The organism is Janthinobacterium breve, from assembly GCF_051380895.1.
Taxonomy (GTDB): domain Bacteria; phylum Pseudomonadota; class Gammaproteobacteria; order Burkholderiales; family Burkholderiaceae_D; genus Janthinobacterium.
Window position 1 is genome coordinate 1 of sequence record NZ_JBNYXY010000024.1, and the last position, 2,290, is coordinate 2,290.

Consider the following 2,290-nt stretch of genomic DNA (forward strand, 5'->3'; position numbering starts at 1 on the left):
ACCTCCAGGGCGTGTTACCGCACCTTCATCCTGGCCATGAGTAGATCACTTGGTTTCGGGTCTACACCCAGCGACTGATCGCCCTATTCGGACTCGATTTCTCTACGGCTTCCCTATGCGGTTAACCTTGCCACTGAATGTAAGTCGCTGACCCATTATACAAAAGGTACGCAGTCACGGAACAAGTCCGCTCCTACTGTTTGTATGCACACGGTTTCAGGATCTATTTCACTCCCCTTCCGGGGTTCTTTTCGCCTTTCCCTCACGGTACTGGTTCACTATCGGTCGATTACGAGTATTTAGCCTTGGAGGATGGTCCCCCCATATTCAGACAGGATGTCACGTGTCCCGCCCTACTTGTCGCATGCTTAGTTCCACACATCGCATTTCACGTACCGGGCTATCACCGTCTGTGGCTCCTATTTCCAGAGGATTCTGTTATGCGTCATGCTAAAACATGCAGGCTCTTCCCATTTCGCTCGCCGCTACTTTGGGAATCTCGGTTGATTTCTTTTCCTGCAGCTACTTAGATGTTTCAGTTCGCCGCGTTCGCCTTGCAACCCTATGTATTCAGGTTGCAATACCCTAAAAGGGTGGGTTGCCCCATTCGGAAATCTGCGGATCAAAGTGTGTTTGCTCACTCCCCGCAGCTTATCGCAAGCTACTACGTCCTTCATCGCCTGTAATCGCCAAGGCATCCACCATGTGCACTTATTCGCTTGTCCCTATAACGTTAGCCTCTGATTATCGAAATAATCAAAGAGCGTTACAGGAATAAGAAAGTACAACGTTGTTGCTTGTTTGTTGATACATACAATCATTACCCATCGATTCACCTTTTACGGCAAACCAATCAATAAATAATCTTTACTTCTTCCAGATTGTTAAAGAACATACAGCACTTGATCTCGAAAAGACCAAACCTAAATCCCCGTGCACCTATCAGCACTGATTTACGTTTGAACTTTTGGTGGAGGATGACGGGATCGAACCGACGACCCCCTGCTTGCAAAGCAGGTGCTCTCCCAGCTGAGCTAATCCCCCTAGGGTATTTCCAGACTACAGAAACTGGTAGGGCTGGTTGGACTCGAACCAACGACCCCCGCGTTATCAACACGGTGCTCTAACCAGCTGAGCTACAGCCCCAAATGCTGTTCTTTATATTAACAGCCGATAAGTGTGAACATTTGATGCGTGAATCATTTCTGACTCGTGCAAACTCTAGAAAGGAGGTGATCCAGCCGCACCTTCCGATACGGCTACCTTGTTACGACTTCACCCCAGTCACGAATCCTACCGTGGTAAGCGCCCTCCTTACGGTTAAGCTACCTACTTCTGGTAAAACCCGCTCCCATGGTGTGACGGGCGGTGTGTACAAGACCCGGGAACGTATTCACCGCGACATGCTGATCCGCGATTACTAGCGATTCCAACTTCATGCAGTCGAGTTGCAGACTACAATCCGGACTACGATACACTTTCTGCGATTAGCTCCCCCTCGCGGGTTGGCGGCGCTCTGTATGTACCATTGTATGACGTGTGAAGCCCTACCCATAAGGGCCATGAGGACTTGACGTCATCCCCACCTTCCTCCGGTTTGTCACCGGCAGTCTCATTAGAGTGCCCTTTCGTAGCAACTAATGACAAGGGTTGCGCTCGTTGCGGGACTTAACCCAACATCTCACGACACGAGCTGACGACAGCCATGCAGCACCTGTGTACTGGTTCTCTTTCGAGCACTCCCTGATCTCTCAAGGATTCCAGCCATGTCAAGGGTAGGTAAGGTTTTTCGCGTTGCATCGAATTAATCCACATCATCCACCGCTTGTGCGGGTCCCCGTCAATTCCTTTGAGTTTTAATCTTGCGACCGTACTCCCCAGGCGGTCTACTTCACGCGTTAGCTGCGTTACCAAGTCAATTAAGACCCGACAACTAGTAGACATCGTTTAGGGCGTGGACTACCAGGGTATCTAATCCTGTTTGCTCCCCACGCTTTCGTGCATGAGCGTCAATCTTGACCCAGGGGGCTGCCTTCGCCATCGGTGTTCCTCCACATATCTACGCATTTCACTGCTACACGTGGAATTCTACCCCCCTCTGCCAGATTCTAGCCTTGCAGTCTCCAATGCAATTCCCAGGTTGAGCCCGGGGATTTCACATCAGACTTACAAAACCGCCTGCGCACGCTTTACGCCCAGTAATTCCGATTAACGCTTGCACCCTACGTATTACCGCGGCTGCTGGCACGTAGTTAGCCGGTGCTTATTCTTCAGGTACCGTCATTAGCAA

At 50.3% G+C, this 2,290-nt stretch carries 2 tRNA genes and 2 rRNA genes; all 4 read right to left on the bottom strand.

The features are described 5' to 3' along the window. A 23S ribosomal RNA gene (locus ACQ4W0_RS29085) occupies positions 1-725 on the bottom strand; the annotation flags it as partial. A gap of 243 nt (positions 726-968) precedes the next feature. After that, positions 969-1,044, bottom strand: a tRNA-Ala gene (locus ACQ4W0_RS29090). A 25-nt stretch (positions 1,045-1,069) separates the two neighbouring features. Next, positions 1,070-1,146 (bottom strand) — tRNA-Ile (locus tag ACQ4W0_RS29095). 79 nt (positions 1,147-1,225) lie between these two features. Beyond that, positions 1,226-2,290, bottom strand: a 16S ribosomal RNA gene (locus ACQ4W0_RS29100); the annotation flags it as partial.